Source organism: Nostoc sp. JL31 (assembly GCF_017114965.1).
In the GTDB taxonomy this organism is placed as follows: domain Bacteria; phylum Cyanobacteriota; class Cyanobacteriia; order Cyanobacteriales; family Nostocaceae; genus Nostoc; species Nostoc punctiforme_A.
On the sequence record NZ_JABXKO010000120.1, the window covers coordinates 1 to 14,958 of the forward strand.

The 14,958-nt window shown below is 41.3% G+C and carries 11 protein-coding genes; 3 read left to right on the forward strand and 8 right to left on the reverse strand.

Annotation, left to right across the window (positions count from 1 at the left end; translation table 11 throughout):
• The first annotated feature begins 101 nt into the window (after window positions 1-101).
• Window positions 102-374: a hypothetical protein gene (locus tag HWQ43_RS32085; protein ID WP_292741162.1), complete on the forward strand. Its 273-nt coding sequence runs from the start codon at window positions 102-104 to the stop codon at window positions 372-374.
• Window positions 375-597: 223 nt separating this feature from the next.
• On the opposite strand, the gene HWQ43_RS32090 is transcribed toward HWQ43_RS32085, so the two are convergent.
• From HWQ43_RS32090 to HWQ43_RS32115, 5 genes are all read right to left on the reverse strand, one after another.
• The gene (locus tag HWQ43_RS32090) at window positions 598-2,310 is read right to left on the reverse strand and encodes an alpha/beta hydrolase (protein WP_292741164.1); all 1,713 of its coding nucleotides are present in this window, start codon (window positions 2,308-2,310) and stop codon (window positions 598-600) included.
• A gap of 459 nt (window positions 2,311-2,769) precedes the next feature.
• On the reverse strand, window positions 2,770-3,684 hold the full coding sequence (locus HWQ43_RS32100; protein WP_292741168.1) for an ion channel: 915 nt from the start codon (window positions 3,682-3,684) through the stop codon (window positions 2,770-2,772).
• Window positions 3,685-3,953: 269 nt separating this feature from the next.
• A complete protein-coding gene (locus HWQ43_RS32105) occupies window positions 3,954-4,844 on the reverse strand; it encodes a DUF2382 domain-containing protein (RefSeq protein ID WP_292741170.1) in 891 nt (296 codons plus the stop codon).
• Window positions 4,845-5,200: 356 nt separating this feature from the next.
• On the reverse strand, window positions 5,201-6,109 hold the full coding sequence (locus HWQ43_RS32110; RefSeq protein WP_292741172.1) for a DUF2382 domain-containing protein: 909 nt from the start codon (window positions 6,107-6,109) through the stop codon (window positions 5,201-5,203).
• 466 nt (window positions 6,110-6,575) lie between these two features.
• On the reverse strand, window positions 6,576-7,388 hold the full coding sequence (locus tag HWQ43_RS32115) for a DUF2382 domain-containing protein (protein ID WP_292741174.1): 813 nt from the start codon (window positions 7,386-7,388) through the stop codon (window positions 6,576-6,578).
• Window positions 7,389-7,756: 368 nt separating this feature from the next.
• Between HWQ43_RS32115 and HWQ43_RS32120 the strand changes: the two genes are divergently transcribed.
• Window positions 7,757-8,491, forward strand: coding sequence for a DUF1995 family protein (locus HWQ43_RS32120; RefSeq protein ID WP_292741176.1), 735 nt, complete (start codon window positions 7,757-7,759; stop codon window positions 8,489-8,491).
• A gap of 184 nt (window positions 8,492-8,675) precedes the next feature.
• Here the strand turns inward: HWQ43_RS32120 and HWQ43_RS32125 are convergent, their stop codons facing one another.
• The 3 genes from HWQ43_RS32125 to HWQ43_RS32135 all read right to left on the reverse strand — a co-directional run bounded on the left by HWQ43_RS32125 (window position 8,676) and on the right by HWQ43_RS32135 (window position 12,546).
• Window positions 8,676-9,011, reverse strand: a complete 336-nt coding sequence (locus HWQ43_RS32125) for a XisI protein (RefSeq protein WP_094349045.1) — start codon at window positions 9,009-9,011, stop codon at window positions 8,676-8,678.
• Window positions 8,999-9,418, reverse strand: coding sequence for a XisH family protein (locus HWQ43_RS32130; RefSeq protein WP_094349046.1), 420 nt, complete (start codon window positions 9,416-9,418; stop codon window positions 8,999-9,001). The genes HWQ43_RS32125 and HWQ43_RS32130 overlap by 13 nt, the downstream gene beginning before the upstream one ends.
• A gap of 107 nt (window positions 9,419-9,525) precedes the next feature.
• On the reverse strand, window positions 9,526-12,546 hold the full coding sequence (locus tag HWQ43_RS32135; protein ID WP_292741179.1) for a zinc-dependent metalloprotease: 3,021 nt from the start codon (window positions 12,544-12,546) through the stop codon (window positions 9,526-9,528).
• 544 nt (window positions 12,547-13,090) lie between these two features.
• Between HWQ43_RS32135 and HWQ43_RS32140 the strand changes: the two genes are divergently transcribed.
• Window positions 13,091-14,860 carry a pentapeptide repeat-containing protein gene (locus HWQ43_RS32140; protein WP_292741181.1) on the forward strand — a complete coding sequence of 590 codons (1,770 nt, stop codon included), beginning with the start codon at window positions 13,091-13,093 and terminating at the stop codon, window positions 14,858-14,860.
• The last annotated feature ends 98 nt before the right edge of the window (window positions 14,861-14,958 follow it).

Below are 14,958 nucleotides of genomic sequence, written 5' to 3' on the forward strand. Positions count from 1 at the left end.
GTGCCCCTTGTCGAAAATATTATCTTCTTTTTTAACACGCCCTGCGGAATGTGGGGTGTAAAGTCGTATAAGTAACAAAATGTTCTGAGGGGGAAGTACAAATGCGGCTTTCTGCCTATCCATACCCAGATTACGGCATCCTTAAAGGAGCTGTTAGAGCAATAACCGCCGACGCTATTACATCTCAACTTAACGGCAATCCAATTGCACCTTACTATGAGGTGACAATTGAGGCAGAGAGACTTTATTTAAAAAAGGGCGATAAATCTTATCCAATTCAACCAGGAATGGAAGTTACAGCTGATATCATTTCCAAAAAAGAAACCGTAATGACATTTATTCTGAGAAAAGCAAGGCTGCTAACAGATTTATAGGCTTTTTCTTGTATTCCACGCCATTGAGAAGTACTCAGGATTTACGCATTAGACCTCTTGCACGAATATAAAACTAGCCCTCATCCCCCAACCCCTTCTCCCACACTTGGGAGAAGGGGAGCCAATTTTAAAGTCCATTTCAAAGTCCTTCTCCCAAAGGAGAGGGATTTAGGGTGAGGGCTTTTGATCCCTCCAACCCCCCTGCAAAAGCAACAGGACTGTTTCATTGCCTCAAAGGTTGATAAGGGGTAGAAGTAGGTTGAGGATTTGATGGTTTGCTTGACTGGGGAGTTGACCCACTCCAAACTTGATTAAACTGAGCTACCGACAACGACTGTAAAATACTGAGATTAAGTGGCTCTTTGCTGATAAATGTAGCGTAGGAAGGCTGCAAATAGGAACGATATTCAGGGCGGTTGAGGAGATGGGTTTCTAAAAAAGCGACGCTGAGGGCGTTGAGATAAGAATAAACAGCAGCACGATCGGGGCCTAGCAAGGCAGGTGGTACAGGTAAGACATCGTTTTGAGGAGTAGGTTCGGCGATCGCTGAAAAGTGGGTGCCATTTTCAATCAAAGCCAAGTACTTATTGGTGTCAGAAAGCCAGGTAAAGGGGCGAATTTGCTCAAATACCGGTGGTGCAAAAACATCTTGACTCCCTGCTACCAGCATGACGGGAACTTTAATTTGACTGACTCCCCCCTGACCCAAAACTGAGCTGTCAATGGGATTAATCGCAATGATAGCCTTGATGCGATCGTCTTTGAGTTGGTAATTTTTTGGAGGTAAATCGTTTGCTTGACACTGCAAAAACAGCGACAAATTAAAGGATGAATTATCGGGATTACAATCTTGCCTCAGTTGCTCAAAATTAATATTGGCTCCTGCTAAAGTCAAAACAGTATAACCACCAAAGGATTGACCGATCGCCCCAACTTGCTGAAAATTGAGTTTTCCTTGGAGGCTGGGATCAGATTTATCTAGACGCTGGAGTTCATTGAGTAGATATTTGATATCCAAGGGTCGGTTGACAAATTCTGCTGCATCAGGCGGCCCTGCCAAACCCGCAAAATATTGTTGAAAACGTTCGGCATTACTACCAGGGTGTTCCAGTACAGCAACGGCAAAACCGTATGATGCTAAATGTTCAGCCAGGTAGACAAAGGTAGAGCGGTCTGAGGCCAGTCCATGAGAAATTACAATTAGGGGAAAGGGAGGCGAGAGTAATTCTCCAGCTTTTTCTGAACCTGCTTTCGGTAAATAGATATCCACAGGTAGACGGCGTGAGCGAGAAATGTCATTTAACTCCAGGCTTTTTTTCTGCCAAGTGAATTGTCCTGGCGATCGCAAATCTGGTTTTTGGGAGAAATCAATATTGGAAGTAGCTGCTTGAGCGATCGCTTCTTTTTGAAGAGAAGCAAAAACTTCATCCTTTCTTTTAATCAATTGCGATAAGTCATCGACTATCCTTAATCCCTCTGTGAAATTCACCCGTATAGTATCGCTAGGAAATTTCCGCAGTAAATTCACAACCGTTAACCCTTCGCGATCGGCAGCAGACAAAATTAAAGAGGCACGTATGGCATAAAACCCATTCTTTCGAGACTCAGTGAGGAGTAATTTTCCCAGTTGTTGCACCAGCTGCTCGCCTATCGGTGAGTAGGTAACTTGAGATACTAGTGTAGGAGTGAGATTAAAGCGCTGCTGGAGTAAATCCCGCAGTTGAGCGAGTTGTTCAGGAGTAGCACGACTAGCATAAAATGAAAAATCTCGATCAATTTTGCCTTCTTTAGCAAAGGTTTCCAGCGAATCCACCGATAAGGAAAATTCGCCGAAGGGAGGATAATAAAAGCTAATGCGTTCAGCCCCCAATCCGGGAGTAGCAGTCAAGAACGTAGATAGCAAACCTAAACCCAGATATCTCAAAAATTTTTTCATTAGAAAAACCCACTATCTAATCCTGACAAACAACTTTGAGCAGGGAGGAAAGCGGGGCGGGATCTATAACCGCTTTCCTGTTTAATTGGTTTAGATATATCAAACAGGCTACAAGCACAATAAAGCAAGTACTTACGATAAATTTGACAGGAGCTTTGAACGGGCAAAATACATGAGTAGCAAATTTTTCAGTCAAACAGCATCAGTAGCGCGATAATAGATATAGAGATCAAAATTAAGTTATATGTCCTTTGCTTCCTCCGCCTGTTGTGTTGTCGTCCTCAACCAACAACAAGAGCAAAATATCTCCCACCAAAACCAGTGCCAGGATGTGCCAGTTAACCACAGTAAGAGCACGGTTAAAAGTTGTACTGTAATTGAAAATGGCCGCGTGGTCGTTAAACCCTTACAATCACCGCTCAATCAGACTTCCGAGTAACTTTCAGGAATTTCACTCCTTTACTCTAAAGGTAAAACATCGTGGAAACGATTGTAATCAATGTAGCGATGTCCATCGGGTGTGTGGTAAAAGATATCGACAAATTGATTGTTCCACAAAATCTCATTAGCAGCATAGCTATGACGGGCATGAACAACCTGGGCAACCGTTTCATCAATGCCACTCAAAGAGACAATCAGCATAGTATTTGTCTGGGTTAACGATTCTGGTGTCATCCCATATAAAGGACTAAACTCATCAATAACATGCATCACTGACCAGCTTAACGTGAAGCTAGGTGTTTGGTTCCTCACTAGTTTGAGATCGTGGAACCGACGCATGAACTGTCCTTCTAGGGTTACTTCGTCGCGCATCAAGTAGACTCGCATCTGCGCCTCCAGAATCGTATTGCGACGCTTATTAGCGCTGCGAAATATGAGAGTCGGCATCGCATTATGAGCTGTAATGACAGCAACACGGCTAAAGAGTACACGGGCTGTAGGCCGAGAGAATCGAGCAAACGCGAGTCCTGTCATCACAGCAATTCCCACCAAACCGATCATTGCTTCAATAGTGACAATAATGTTGGCGTAAGTTGTTTTCGGATACATTGCCCCATACCCAATAGATGCTAGGGTTTGGACGCTAAAGAAAAAGACATCTAAAAAAGAGCCAGGTCGGGCGTTGGCAATACAATCTCCTCCTATCAAGTAAGCTAGGGCAAATAGAGCATTAATAGTTATATAGAAAGTACAAATCAGCAGCAAAAAGCCAGTCCAGGGAATCGTTAGTAGCAGATGATAGGGATCGCGCCAGTAGGAATGCCATGCACCCATACCTATAATCTCAAATTTTCCATCTTGAACTTGAATCTGAATCGGTGAGATCAAACGCTGTCGTTTCTTAGGTGAAAGTCTCTTCAGTCGAAATTTCATTGCAAGTAGCCAAAAGGACGGCAACTACTTAGTATTGTAAATTAACTTGCTTTAGAGACATTCACTCTAGACAGTTAGGCAGTGGGGAGTGGAAATTTAAACTTTCTTTTCTTACAGCTATTTTCAGGTAAATAGACCACGCGGTAGGGGCGCAAGGACTTGCACCCCTACGACGGGTATGCTTCAAATACATGAAAACTGCTATAAATCAGCAAAAAAATAGGGTGTGCAATGCCCACCCTACTAATTTATCTGCTAGAAACTTATTGTTATGACTTTAGTGATTGACCTTTAGAACAGCGGTCAAACCACTCCTGGTATTTTTTCTGGTGCGACTCATCTTCAACAGCAATGGTAACACGCACCTGCTTGCAGCCGTTATTTCGCTCTAGTGCGATCGCATTCAATAATAAATTAGCAATTTTAGGTGAGCTAAACTCGCCGCTTACCGTTAAACCGTTGTTATGTGTAGCTTCAAGTCTTTCTACTTCGGTCAAATCAAGGCCAGAAATTTCTCCTTGCCCTAAATCAATTTCTGCAAGTTGTTTGTGTTCTGGGCTAATTTGTTCCACAATCAACTTTTCACGCCGGACAGGAACTTGTACCATCCGGGTTTCAATTACTTTGCGAACAATTACCTCACCAACTTTACGCTTACTGCTTTCAACAAATAGTCGTTCTTCTAGTAGACGAATAATCTGTTCTTCAGGAACCTGTTCTAAATTATTTAATGACTCAACTGGGCTATTTGTAATTTGATTGTTAGCTAGTTGCTCATTTGAGTTAAAATCGCCTGGTGTTTCTGATTCTAAATATTCAGGCATATATTCAATTTCTGATTTGTTTAAGTCTATGAAAACAGATTGAGTCGGCTTGTCTATTTTTTTTATTCTTTGGCTATGCAACTGAAATAAAGAAGGATGTTTCTCAGCTAACTGCTGGCTATATTCAGCAGTTTTTTGATTAGCCTGGTTCGATATAACGAGGTTGAGCCGACGATTACCATCCACGATTAAATCATGAACTACTCCTACTAGCTGCCCTTGGTTATCAAACACAGCAAAATTGTTCACCTTCTTTCTTAAATCTGCCAGCGAGGAGATGGTGCGAGAATTACTTTTTGGCTGTAAAGTGTTTTTTGCGATAGTTTGGCTATTCATCTGGAAAGTTTACTAACTGCTTTCTACTTAGCTAAATTAAATTTATTAATCATTTGGATACCATTTAGAAAAGATTTGCGATCAATGGATTTATTTAACTGATATCCAGTGTAATAATATATGCAATCAAAAATTCTAACTGGTATCAATACTTTTCGGTTAAAGGCGAAGGGGAAAGAGTTTGAATTTACCTTTAACCTTTACCCAGTCCAAAATAGAGATTGTTGGGTTTATCCGAAAAATATTGTAACTGGTATCAGCTATTGTAAGGACAGGTAAAGCTAATTCAACAGCCTCACCTGTACTGTGTAGAATTAATTATTAGTCATTAGTTACTAGCTAATGACTATGTTTAGTTAGCGTTCTTCAATCGGAAGATTACCAGAATTAACATCTAACTCTTCACGACGCACGGTTTCTTGAGTTTCAACTGTGTCTTGATCTACCACTTTTCTAACTCTGACTTCTTCACGCAAAAATGCTTCTTTGCGAATATCAGGAGTTTCTTCATGGATCTCTATGCGAGCAACTTCGCCTTCACGGAAGTCTGCTTCGCGCCCAGAAACAGCCGTACCCGCATCTGCTGGAGTTACACGCTCAATTACAACTCGTTCTCTTTCTACTGGCACTGCAATCCGTGCGGTATCAGTTTCAACATGCTTGCCAATTGTTACTTCTCCAGTTTTTTGGCGTCGTTTGCTGGCAATCAGCCGTTCTTCATACAATCTCAAAGTTTGATGATCTTGCTCATTTAACCCGTATAAAGCAGGCTCATTTTCGTAAGTATAACTATCACGGGCATAAGTGGGAGTTGTACCTAATGGTGCTACAGGTGTTCCTAAAGGATCTAATCCTGCTAAAGGGTCTAATGGTGTTGCAGCTTCTACAGGAAGGTTGTTGTAGTCTGTGGGTTGGCGATATACCCCACGCACCCGTTCTTCATAGTCGTAATCAAGGGTTTGACGTTCATCGAACTCAGGCAAATCTTCAGCTTGCTCTCTAGTCAAGCCAATTGTGTAAACGCGATCAATGTTATAGTCGATACGGGCGCGGCCAATTGGTAGTAATACTTTTTTACCAAAAATCCAGAAGCCTAAATCAACAACTAGATAGCGAAAATGACCTTCTTCATCAACTAAAACATCGCTAACAGTACCAACTTTTTCATCAGTTCCCTGTGTATAGACACCCAGCCCTTTAATGTCATGACCATCAAAACTCTCTTGATAGCTAGGCTCAAAATCTTCTAGTTTGTAAAGAACCATTATGTTTTACCTCAAATATTTTTTTGTCATCTCTTAATAACTAAACTAGACATTTATTTATTGTTATACATCCTTCTGCCGAATGAATTATTTCCAGTGTTAAATAATCGAAAGTTAGAGAGATTTTTGATCGATATGGCTCACTATAGACACGAAATGGGAGCATCTCACTTTCTTTTGTAAAAATATATTTAGATTTAGCTTTGATCCACGGGATTCTCCAAATATATTAAGATGCTCAACGCAAAATTTTGTATCTTTGCATCTCTACATAATTTTTTATCAAGATGCAATTTTTTTTGAATGTTCAGACTTCCGACTTGTCTCATAAGTCAGAACTCTTGTTGTTTAATAAAAAACACAGGCAGAGATAAAATTAACTTTGCCTGTATGATTATTCAGATAAATCTATTAAATAAATTTATGAACCAACTACTTAAATAGCTTCATGTGTGGCGATATCATTTTATTGCACGTCTAAATTACCCACAGTATCAACATCTAATTCTTCTCGACGAATGGTGCCTTCTGCTTCTACAGTGTCCCGTTCTACTACTTTTTTCACCCGGACTTCTTCACGCACAAATGCTTCTTTATGTATCTCAGGAGTTTCTTCATACACTTCTATACGTGCTACTTCCCCTTCTTGAAACTGAAGTTCATTGGGATTTATAGCCTTTCCTGCTTCTGTTGGCGTAACTCGCTCAATCAGAACTCGTTCTTTTTGAATAGGTACTGTAACGTGTACAGTTTCTGTTTCAATATGCTTACCAACCGTTACTTCTCCGGTTTTGATGCGTTGTTTGTTGGCAATTAATCGTTCTTCATAGAGTTTAAAAGTTTGATTAGATTGCTCATTCAACCCATATAAATCTGGATCTTTTTGGTAATTATATGTATCGCGATCGGAAATTACACCGCTGGTTGGAGAACGAAATACATTACGTACCTTTTCTTCGTAATCATTATTAACGATCGCATCTTCTGTATGATCGGGTAAACCTTCTATTTGCTGTCTGCTTAACCCGTCAACATAGACGCGTCTTTCTGGATAACTGATCCGGCAAAGACCAATTGGTAGTAAGATTTTCTTGCTAACAAAATCTAAGCTTATATCAATAATTAAATACCGGAAATGACCATCATCATCAACTAAAACGTCAGCAACTGAGCCAACTCTGTCCCCTCCGCCAGTATAAAGATCCAACGCTTTGAGATCGTCTCCGCCAAAAGTGTCTCGATAATTTTGATCAAAATGTTCAAGTTTATGAAGAGGCATACGCTGTTCCTAAGTTGTTTATAAGGTTTATTTTCTAGTGTAAAAAATATTGCGCTAAGTATCCTCCTGCTGGCGACTGAGTTCAATGGAGATATTTGATGATTTATTTTTTACATTGTTAGGGTAATACTGAACCTGAACACTATTAATCATCAATAGAGATATAACTAAAGTTATAAAAAACAAGACCCTATATTGAAACAAAATATTTTTCAACTGGTTGAGGCGATCGCATCATGGCGATACAGCGCTTTTCATAATGAAACAGCCCTGCCTTTTCAGGGAATTGGGCGATCTCGTCTGCGTAAGTCCTAATTAAGAGCCAATACTGAAACAATGGAAGTAGACACTACAGAACCATGCAGATTATGAGTGAACTTCCAAATAGTCTTGAAGATGCGATCGCCCAATCTCGTGTAGCCGTCCAAGCTGCCCTTGCAGATGGCTGTACTCGCTTACAAGTTGAGTTCCTGTTCCCGGAACTGAAGTTTATGCCGGTAGCGGAACAATTTCTACCGGCGTTTACAGCTTATGATTCCCGTTTGAAGATTTTCTTTGCCGACGCTGGGGCTGCGGCTCTAGCCCGGCGTAATTGGGCAGATGCACCATTTCAAATTTTGGATATTGGTACGGGTAGGGCTGCTTCCTTGCAGACAAAAATTCAGCCAGAGGATGAAATTTTCTTATTCATCGCCCCCACATCCGTAGAAGTGCCGCAGTTGGAAAAGCTGTGTGAAGTAATAGGCGATCGCCCTTTAGTCTTGTTAAATCCTCGCTTAGAAGATTCTGGAACCGTGGGCATTGGTTATACAGCGAGAAAAATCCGCGATCGCTTTATCAGTACCATTGAATCCGTCTATTACGTGCGCCCTATAGACGATGAAAGTGCCCTATATCGCTGCTACCCAGGACAGTGGGAAGTTTGGCTGGAAACCGTCGGCGAATATCAAAGAATTGCCGAATTACCCACAAAACCATCTGGTGATGATTTGGATCTCATTGTTTTAAAAGGACAACCGCAAACAACAACAGACGCGACACCTACAAGAAAGCCCAATGTGTTTAAGAGTTTGCAACGGTTCTTAAAGGCATTGAGTAGTTAGGATAATGCAGAGGTAGCAGAGATAGATTTTATTATCTGCTGCCTCATTTTGAGTTTTTAGACATCGCATTGGTTATGCTGAATGGGAAAAATTGAGCAATCTAGATGTGTATCACGTACCCTTTATCAAGGGTGCAACACACGTAGAGTAAATGAGATTTTTACAAGTAGTTTAGCAACAGCCTTTAACTCACAGCATAATCTGTATACTGCCGGATGTAGGGCGGGTGAAATCCAACGACAATATCGTGTTTTGGTACTCCCATCGCCGTAAGTTGCTCACCTACATCCTCTTCTGTACCATTCCACTGAATCCAAATTTTGCCGTTTTTGATATCAAAATGCATCACAGGGCCAAAAACCCTACGTCTATTTTGCCAACCAATATATATCAGTTGGTAATGGTCTTGTTCTACGTCAAAAATTGTTTGAGCTTCAATTTCATTATTAGAGGAGGCACGTTGAGCATATTCTGTAAGTAATTGCCGAATACACTCTCGATATTTATCTAAATCTGCCATCGGATAATTTCCTCCGTTTCCACATCATAAACTATCAGATTGATTTGACTGCGCTGGATAATAGTTTTGATAAATGGTTTATTTAAAAAATCGTTATAAGTGTTTAAAGGCACTGCTAAATACAAAACTCGCTCGGAATCTATCTCTTCTAATGCGTATCGATAATTAATAAATTGTCCCACCGCAGTATGAAACTCAGAAATAGTTGAAGTGCCGATGAAACTTTTAACTTCAACCGCTATTATTTGTCCTTCTCTTTCTGCCGCAATAATTCTCTCTGCTCCCAAATCGATATACATATCGGTAATATTTTCTATGCGAATTAGCAAAGGGTCATGAGTAATTCGCCATCCGTCCTTTTGTAATGCTGATTTCACAACATTGTGAAATTTATCTCTAGCTGACATAAACTATTTTTTCAGCCTGTATGAGCATTCTAAATATATTTTGCCAAAATTTGGGGAAAAGAAGAGAAGTAAGGAATTTTACTATTAACTCCTCACTCCTAACTTTTTTAATTTGTTTGCAATGGAGCGTTTAAAACTTTCTCGATGCGATCGCGCGTTTCTAATAAGTGCGCTTTGGTATATTCATCCTCAGAATTAACTCCCTTAAGTTTTTCATCAAGCTGTTTGAGTTTATACCAAGCTAAAGTGCGAGCATCTTCTGGAACATTTTCTTTTCGCAATACCATACTAGTCAAAATGTCCAAATACTGACGCTGCAAGCCTCGCCGCAAACTGGCAATCTTTATCGGTTTAGCTTTTGGTTGGATAACTTCCGTCCAAATACCTGATTGCAAAGTGTCAAATAATTCTGGTAGAGTCAGTGCTTTTCCTTCGGGAGTTTTGAGTTCAATATCCTTGAGACGAGAGAGGCGATCGCCTGAGAGTAAATCTCGCAACACAGAACCCTGCATTAGTAGCACCAAGTCATGAATGGGAAAATCCAAACGACCCACTTGCGGAGAACTACCCCAATGTCGCCAACGGGAAGGTGCTAATTTATTGAGTAAGTCTGGTGAAAAACGAAGGGCATCTTCTGCAAATACATATTTTTGTAGCGTTTCTAAAGCTTGGCGTTGTTCTTCAACTGGTACTGCTTCAAATGGTAAACGGTGTTCGGGAACTCCAGAGACTTTCTCGGCAGGTAGCTCGCTCGGGTGAATGCGATAGAAAGATTGTCCTCCGATGTATTTTGTGGTGAAATATATTTGCTGGAAATAGTTACCCAATACTGTACTAAAGCGTTCGCTCACATCGCTGTAACTATCACCAGCCGTTGGGAAACGCTTATCGAGACGTTCCCACATCACCCGCGAATTATTCAATTGCCACTGAGAATAAAGCAGCGCATTACCGCTATTATCCCAAGCATTAGCGGTTGGGTCGAGGTCATATACATCTTCATCTGTGGAATAACTCAACTCTGGCTTGTAGGATTGTGCAGCAATTTCCTCCAAAATTGGCTTTTCTGCTAGAGGAGTTGATGTCTGAATTGTTGTGTAGCCATACTTAATTGCCCATTCATCATAAGGCCCCACCATACTCGGAAAATAATCTCCTTGTTTTGTACCTTGAGGGGCGATATTTGGGGGAATATAGTCCATGACAGAAGTTGTCAGACCTTTATTTTTAGTAATTTCTGTATTATTCATCTCCTGTGGTGCTAGCAGTGTACTACCACGGAAGTTATGACGTAAACCAAGAGTATGTCCAACTTCGTGAGCGATGATTAAACGTAAATATTGATTAATATATTCTTTTACTTTGTCTGGAGTAGCCATAGTATCAGGCAGCAGTGACATCGCCAGTGAACCAAAGGCAAACTGGTTAGCAGCTTCCATGCCGTAGCATAAATCGTACTCGCCTGCCATTTTTGATAAACGATTCAACAACCCCTCTTGTCCTTGCATCTTTTGGGGCACACCATTGTTTTTCCCATCTAAACCATTGGCGCAAAGTAGACGATTTTGCATCAAAGCCGATAAAGTTGTGCGATTTTCTGTTTGGCTGGGTTGGACGATTTTGCGATATTCACTCTTGAGTGACCGGATAAAGCTAGCATCTACGAGAATGTCTGCATCCAAAATTTCCCCTGTCAATGGATTAACGCGGGATGGCCCCATTGCAAAGTAGCCATCGACTGTGTTGATCCAGCGAATCGTGTTGTAACGAATATCTGCCGGGTCCCAGGTAGCATCATCTGGCATTTGGCGGACTTCAATTGCATCCTTGAATCCGGCTTTGAGAAAGGCTTTGTTCCACATCAGAACGCCTTCTTTCATGGCATCGCGGTACTCTAAGGGTACAGCGTTATCAATCCAGAAGACAATTGGTTTTTTGGGGTGAGAAATAACTGCTTTCGGGTCTTGTTTTTCTAAATTCCAGCGATTTATGTAGCGGACAAAAGAATCGCCGCGATCGTCGTCTTTGGATAAATCTTGGTAGGCGGTGATGAAATAGCCGACGCGATCGTCAGCAAAGCGCGGTCGATAATCTCGATCGGGTAGTTGGGAGAGACTGTAGTGGACGCGCAAGGTAAAGCCACGGTTGTCAGCTAGCGACCCAAAGCCTGCAATTTCATTGTCGCCGTCAACGCTATTAGAGTAATTCAAAATTGACTCGACTTCTAAATTTTGGGGAAAGGCTTTAGCAGTACCAAAATAGGACTGACTTGTGCTTTTTGGTACTCCTAAACCTACAGATAATCCAGCTAAGTCTGTGAGTAACAAATCTTCCAAGTTAATGAGAAGGGTTTTGCGTTCTGGATGAATGCTTTTAATGGGAATGGTGTAGAGAACAGAGTCACTAAAAGATCGCGTCAGCGATCGCACTTGGGGATCTCCCTCACGAGTGCGAAAATTCACATTGCGGATGACAAAGTGTAGTTTATCATCCACCCGTTGGAAATAAAACAAAAAATCTTGCAGAGGCATACCACTGTAAATACCCCGTTCACCAATCCCCGATTCCAGAGTTGCTGTAGCTAGGTAATTTTTATTAAGTTGTTCTGGCTTAATTTCTAGATAAATCTTATTCTTTTCTTTACTGCGATAAAGTGTGAACAATCCCCCTGATTTTTGGGTATTTTTAATTACTTCGTTAAATGGCTCTAAATCATCCTTTGCTGCTGGTTTCGCGGTAGTACTAGGCTTTGCATTTGCTTTATCTGGGGGGGGTGCAACTTCTAAAAATGGTTGCTGACCTGCTTGTTTCAGGTTTTTTACTATCCAAATAAACGGTTGAGCTTGTGCATATTTATTTTGATTAACTACCCAAATTTTACCTAATGGTAGCCTCTGTTTCTGAGGAATATTAATATTATTTAATGATAAGGCTGAGATTTTAGTTGAAGAAGTTTCTGTCGATAACTGACTATTGAATTTCTCTCCACTTCTGGTTTTAACCACATTTTCTCCAACAATATGCTTGGCTGTATCAACATTGTTAACAAACGGTGACTTAGCGCTAGCTGTCGCTATTCCTAAAAATAAACTATGTAACAAAATCATATAAAAGGTTAATCTGTTCATCGCATTCATTACCTGATAACTATCTCTCGTTAATTTTTAACTTTTGCAAAGCTATATAGCCTGCCCTCTGGCGATTATCTTAGCTGCTTTATATTAGGCAACAAACTTTCAAATTAAATTTTAGTTGCCATTTTTCAGCTTTGTTGTGCTGTTTTAGTGTAGGATTTTTCCTAACAATTGCATATACCACAAACAGTAAGTATGATTTTTACATCAGACTAGGAAATTTCTTGGGGAAAAAGTATAACAAATTAGCTAAATCATAGAATTAGTTGAGCTGGGAAAGAATTTTTAAGTTAACACTTTATTTAGATCATGAGAGAAAGCTTAAGGTTACTACAGGTGAGCGAGAAGCCGCCATCCAGAAACGCCGTTGGCAAATTTATCAGAAGTAGCCTGCTGTAAACATCCCCAACTCATGATTTTTTACTATAGTATTTATTTATACTATTGATTGTTGGGAATGCAAAGCAAACTAGCATAAAAAAGTTTTTAATTCGGGATTATCAAAAACAGTTATTTAAATGTAACAACGGAAACAAAAATGTCAACATATTTATCTCAAGTTTGGCAGCTGCTGAGAAATTATGTGAGGGGTACAAGGTTACAAGAGATCCCAAAGACCACATCGCTACAAACTGAAGCAGTTTTAACTCTAGGAAAAAATATTCAAGAACCAGACAAAAGCGTTAGACTAGCTCAAGATAATTTGCAGGAATATTTATACTCTCCAAGACTGCAAAAAAGCTTAGAAAAATGGACAATACCAAAGAACGGTTTGATTTCTCAGATAAACGATCGCACATTGGGCACTTTACCCACTGAGTTTTGCTTTAAAGTATGCGATCGCCAGATGTACGAAGAGATTTATGATTTATTGGGGAGTGCTGCCCTGAAACCTGAAATAGTCAACCAAGTAATGGAATTGGTTGTGACTGGTCAAAAAATTCGCCCAGAATTGCTTTTTAAGCGGCTAGAAGATTTTTATAGTCGCTGGTGTCAGGGAGAATTTATCGATGGGACACCAGATGATAACCTGCCTCAAAAAACAAAGTTAAAGCTAGCGGCACAAAATATTGCGATCGGGTTGAGACAGGTAGACATATATACAGGGCTGAACGTACTGATTTTACTGTTAGAGTTACACCGCTACGCCCAAGGGCGAGATGAACTCAAACAAAAAATCACCTTTTATCCATCTGCCCAACCGGACACAGACAATTTTTTCACATCCCAACTGCTGCGGGTTATCAACTATAGCGATGCCCTGGAAATTGGCAATTTTAGCAGTATAGTTGGACAATTCCTCAAAGGCGGTAACTTTCGCAATGCTTACCTCGGCGATGCCAACCTTACAGGGGCAGATTTTAGCGGTGCTGATCTAAGCCTTGCTTATCTCGGCGATGCCAACTTAACTGGCGTAAACTTCAGCGGTGCTAACCTTAGCGGTGCCAACCTCGGCGATGCCAATCTCAGCGGTGCCAACCTCAGCGGTGTTAACCTCAGTGGTGCCGACCTTAGTAGCACTAACCTTAGCGGTGCTAACCTTAGCTGTGCCAACCTTAGCCGCGCCGACCTCAACCGCGCCGACCTTAGCAATACCAACCTTAGCCGCGCCGACCTCAACCGCGCCGACCTCAACCGCGCCGACCTTAGCAGCACTAACCTCAGTCATGCTGACCTAAGTAACGCCATCCTTTTTGGTGCAAATCTGAGTGAAGCTAACCTTAATAGCGTCAGCCTTAGCCATGCCGACCTTTGCCGCGCCGACCTCAGTGGTGCTGATTTGAGTCACGCCATCCTCAACGGTACTAACCTCAGTGACACAATTCTTTTCAGTACCAACCTCAGCGATGCTATCCTTGTTGCCGCAGACCTCAGCTATGCAAAACTTAACGGTGCCAAACTTAACAATGCCAGACTTAACGGTGCAATGTTCTTAGGTGCCGACCTCAGCGGTGTAGACCTGAGTCGAGTGATTCTCAACGAAGCTGACCTCAGTGGCGTGATTCTCAACGACGCCGACCTCAGTGGTGCTGACCTGACTGACGCTATACTGTTTGGCACAGACTTCAGCTATGCCAACCTTAACAGTGCTAACCTCAGCGGCAGTAACCTCAGTGGTGCTATCCTCAACGGTGCGGATCTTAGCCATAGCAACCTCAGTTACGCCATTCTGGGTGGTGCAGACCTTAGCGACGCCAATCTAGAAGAGATGATCTGGGGTAAAAAGCAGCAGTGGGAAGATGTGCGAGGATTAGAAACAGCAGTTAATATACCGGAGGCATTGAAGGAAGAACTAGGACTGAATTAAGATGAGGCGAGATTTTATCCTAAACTTTAAAGAGCTAATACATTTATGTATAGGTTTCTCCACACAACTAGAAAGCCCCCAGATGAATCCAGGGGCTT

Bases quoted from the DNA above. Each gene is read 5' to 3' on its own strand.
- HWQ43_RS32085 (WP_292741162.1), top strand. From the start codon at position 102: ATGCGGCTTTCTGCCTATCCATACCCAGATTACGGCATCCTTAAAGGA.
- HWQ43_RS32090 (WP_292741164.1), bottom strand. From the start codon at position 2,310: ATGAAAAAATTTTTGAGATATCTGGGTTTAGGTTTGCTATCTACGTTC.
- HWQ43_RS32100 (WP_292741168.1), bottom strand. From the start codon at position 3,684: ATGAAATTTCGACTGAAGAGACTTTCACCTAAGAAACGACAGCGTTTG.
- HWQ43_RS32105 (WP_292741170.1), bottom strand. From the start codon at position 4,844: ATGAATAGCCAAACTATCGCAAAAAACACTTTACAGCCAAAAAGTAAT.
- HWQ43_RS32110 (WP_292741172.1), bottom strand. From the start codon at position 6,109: ATGGTTCTTTACAAACTAGAAGATTTTGAGCCTAGCTATCAAGAGAGT.
- HWQ43_RS32115 (WP_292741174.1), bottom strand. From the start codon at position 7,388: ATGCCTCTTCATAAACTTGAACATTTTGATCAAAATTATCGAGACACT.
- HWQ43_RS32120 (WP_292741176.1), top strand. From the start codon at position 7,757: ATGAGTGAACTTCCAAATAGTCTTGAAGATGCGATCGCCCAATCTCGT.
- HWQ43_RS32125 (WP_094349045.1), bottom strand. From the start codon at position 9,011: ATGGCAGATTTAGATAAATATCGAGAGTGTATTCGGCAATTACTTACA.
- HWQ43_RS32130 (WP_094349046.1), bottom strand. From the start codon at position 9,418: ATGTCAGCTAGAGATAAATTTCACAATGTTGTGAAATCAGCATTACAA.
- HWQ43_RS32135 (WP_292741179.1), bottom strand. From the start codon at position 12,546: ATGAACAGATTAACCTTTTATATGATTTTGTTACATAGTTTATTTTTA.
- HWQ43_RS32140 (WP_292741181.1), top strand. From the start codon at position 13,091: ATGTCAACATATTTATCTCAAGTTTGGCAGCTGCTGAGAAATTATGTG.